Raw genomic sequence first — 4112 nt, forward strand, 5'->3', positions numbered from 1 at the left:
TATACTAACCCGGATACAGTTCTGCACGGTTCTGTATCCTGTGTGATCCGCGAGGATTGCACATTGTCTGGATGTATATCCAGGCGGGAAACTAAGTATGACTTTTGTTCCGGAATAAAGGCCCCCTTTAGTTACCAGCTGGGGTGGCCGCGTCAGACGCAAGTCTGTCTTTTTCTGGATCAAATCAAGCGCGAAAAGGGCGTTTGGTGAATGCCTTGGCAGTAAGAGGCGATGAAGGACGTGATACTCTGCGATAAGTCATGGGGAGCTGAGAATAAGCTTTGATCCATGAATTTCCGAATGGGGCAACCCACCTGATACTGTGTTATTACTGACCGCAAGGTCAGCTAATAATGCGGTAAAACAGGTACTTATAGACTGAATACATAGGTTTATAAGAGCAAACCCGGAGAACTGAAACATCTAAGTACCCGGAGGAAAGGACATCAATTGATACTCCCCTAGTAGCGGCGAGCGAACGGGGACCAGCCGAGCCTTGAGTGTGAATAGAACGTGTTGGGAAGCACGGCCATAGAGGGTGATAGCCCCGTATATGAAGCATGATAGGACGTATTAAGTAGGGCGGAACACGTGAAATTCTGTCTGAAGATCGGAGGACCACCTTCGAAGGCTAAGTACTCCTTACTGACCGATAGTGAACCAGTACCGTGAGGGAAAGGTGAAAAGCACCCCGACGAGGGGAGTGAAACAGTACCTGAAACCGAACGCCTACAATCAGTCGGAGCNTGACCGATAGTGAACCAGTACCGTGAGGGAAAGGTGAAAAGCACCCCGACGAGGGGAGTGAAACAGTACCTGAAACCGAACGCCTACAATCAGTCGGAGCTTGACTGGACTCTAATGACAATCTGCATCACTAAGATGCATGTATTAGCGATAAGGAAGTGAATATGTCTGACCTAGCCGTGGTGACGGACGGAACCTTTGCTGTTGTGGGCCTCATTCTGGGGCTGATCAACATGGGTGTTAACCACTGTCCAAACGACGGCTGTCTCGCCAAAAACGAGCGAACGCCCTATCTTGGGCTCTCGGTTGGCGAATTGGTCTTCCAGGATGGCCATGTGGGTGAAGAAGTTTTCATTCGCAAGCAGACTGGAATGGCGCGTGGGCCTTTCCAGTTCACCTACGGTGCCTCGATCACCGATGAGGGTGGGCTTTGGGTCGGCCTTGGAAACACGACGACATATTCGACGCCAAACGATCGGTGGTACGCACAGTTTCACACAATGCCGGGGCTTTATGCCAAAGGCGGTGATGTGGACCTGGGCGGGCCTATCGAGTTTCGGTCCGGCCTGGAGCTGGGCTACGAAAATCGTGAGGGTGTCCGGATGGGAATTGGCGCAGATCACAGATCGAACGCCGGGCTCTATTCGAACAATCCGGGCGTCGAAACAGTTTACTTCAGGGTTTCGATACCCTTCAAATAATACGGCTCCCGCCAATCCTTGGCGCAGCCAACTGATTGTCATCAGTGTCCAGTCTTGTGACGGCGTACCTTTTGTATAATGGGTCATCGACTTGGTCTATCTAGCAAGCTTAAGCCGTTAGGTGTAGGCGCAGCGAAAGCGAGTCTTAATAGGGCGAATGAGTTAGNCTCTATATGGGGTGACGGCGTACCTTTTGTATAATGGGTCATCGACTTGGTCTATCTAGCAAGCTTAAGCCGTTAGGTGTAGGCGCAGCGAAAGCGAGTCTTAATAGGGCGAATGAGTTAGATGGATCAGACCCGAAACCGAGTGATCTAGGCATGACCAGGATGAAGGTAAGGTAACACTTACTGGAGGTCCGAACCCACACCTGTTGAAAAAGGTCGGGATGAGTTGTGCCTAGNGATGGATCAGACCCGAAACCGAGTGATCTAGGCATGACCAGGATGAAGGTAAGGTAACACTTACTGGAGGTCCGAACCCACACCTGTTGAAAAAGGTCGGGATGAGTTGTGCCTAGGGGTGAAAGGCCAATCAAACTCGGAGATAGCTGGTTCTCTGCGAAATCTATTTAGGTAGAGCGTCATCCGAATACCCTCGGGGGTAGAGCACTGGATGGGTAATGGGGCCCCACAGGCTTACTGATCCTAACCAAACTCCGAATACCGAGGAGTACTAGATGGCAGACAGACTGCGAATGCTAACGTCCGTAGTCGAGAGGGAAACAACCCTGACCTACAGCTAAGGCCCCTAATTCATGGCTAAGTGGGAAAGCAGGTGGGACGACCAAAACAACCAGGAGGTTGGCTTAGAAGCAGCCATCCTTTAAAGATAGCGTAACAGCTCACTGGTCTAAACAAGTTGTCCTGCGGCGAAGATGTAACGGGGCTCAAGCCATGAGCCGAAGCTTAGGATGGCCACTTATGTGGCCGTGGTAGCAGAGCGTAGTGTGACATAGTTCCATGTCTCTTTAGTGACTTCGGTCATTACGGAGACAAGGAGCTTTCGATGAAGCGGGCGCGTGAGCGATCCCGTGGAGAGATCACTAGTGAGAATGATGACATGAGTAGCGACAAACAGTGTGAGAGACACTGTCGCCGAAAGTCCAAGGGTTCCTGCTTAAAGCTAATCTGAGCAGGGTAAGCCGACCCCTAAGGCGAGGCCGAAAGGCGTAGTCGATGGGAACCAGGTTAATATTCCTGGGCCAGATGGAAGTGACGGATTGCGAGGGTTGTTCATCCTTATCGGATTGGATGGGCCGCTTAGCAGTTCCTGGAAATAGCTCCATCGCTAGATCGTACCCTAAACCAACACAGGTGGACTGGTAGAGAATACCAAGGCGCTTGAGAGAACCACATTTAAGGAACTCGGCAAAATACCTCCGTAAGTTCGCGAGAAGGAGGCCCGGTTAGAACGCAAGTTTTGGCCGGGGGCACAAACCAGGGGGTGGCGACTGTTTACTAAAAACACAGGGCTCTGCGAAGTCGCAAGACGACGTATAGGGTCTGACGCCTGCCCGGTGCCTGAAGGTTAAAAGGAGGGGTGAGAGCTCTGAATTGAAGCCCAGGTAAACGGCGGCCGTAACTATAACGGTCCTAAGGTAGCGAAATTCCTTGTCGGGTAAGTTCCGACCTGCACGAATGGCGTAACGACTTCCCCGCTGTCTCAAATGTGGACTCAGCGAAATTGAATTGCCTGTCAAGATGCAGGCTTCCCGCGGTTAGACGGAAAGACCCCGTGCACCTTTACTACAGCTTCGCACTGGCATCAGGATTGTGATGTGCAGGATAGGTGGTAGACTTTGAAGCGGTGACGCCAGTCATCGTGGAGTCGTCCTTGAGATACCACTCTTCGCACTCTTGATGTCTAACCGCGGTCCGTTATCCGGATCCGGGACCCTGCGTGGCGGGTAGTTTGACTGGGGCGGTCGCCTCCTAAATCGTAACGGAGGCGCGCGAAGGTTGGCTCAGACCGGTCGGAAATCGGTCGTTGAGTGCAATGGCAGAAGCCAGCCTGACTGCGAGACTGACAAGTCGAGCAGAGACGAAAGTCGGTCATAGTGATCCGGTGGTCCCAAGTGGGAGGGCCATCGCTCAACGGATAAAAGGTACGCCGGGGATAACAGGCTGATACTGCCCAAGAGTCCATATCGACGGCAGTGTTTGGCACCTCGATGTCGGCTCATCTCATCCTGGGGCTGGAGCAGGTCCCAAGGGTACGGCTGTTCGCCGTTTAAAGAGGTACGTGAGCTGGGTTTAGAACGTCGTGAGACAGTTCGGTCCCTATCTGCCGTGGGTGTAGGATACTTGAGAGGAGTTGCCCCTAGTACGAGAGGACCGGGGTGAACGTTCCACTGGTGGACCTGTTGTTGCGCCAGCAGCAGTGCAGGGTAGCTATGAACGGACAGGATAACCGCTGAAGGCATCTAAGCGGGAAGCCCCCCTCAAAACAAGGTATCCCTGAGAGCCGTGGTAGACCACCACGTCGATAGGCCGGAGATGTAAGCGCGGCAACGCGTTCAGTTGACCGGTACTAATTGCTCGATAGGCTTGATTTGATCCAGTAGAAGTCAGACTTCGCCAAAAAGCGAACAAGACATCGAAAACATCAGTCATACACACCATAAACATCAGTATACTGACTTGGACACTCTAAGGTTTTTCT

1 rRNA gene is annotated in these 4112 nt (G+C 52.2%); it reads left to right on the top strand.

The window, feature by feature from the left end:
• The first annotated feature begins 182 nt into the window (after positions 1 to 182).
• Positions 183 to 4005 (top strand): 23S ribosomal RNA (locus tag V8352_RS21000).
• The last annotated feature ends 107 nt before the right edge of the window (positions 4006 to 4112 follow it).

Origin of the sequence: Roseovarius sp. D0-M9 (assembly GCF_037083805.1) — a bacterium.
Lineage (GTDB): Bacteria > Pseudomonadota > Alphaproteobacteria > Rhodobacterales > Rhodobacteraceae > Roseovarius.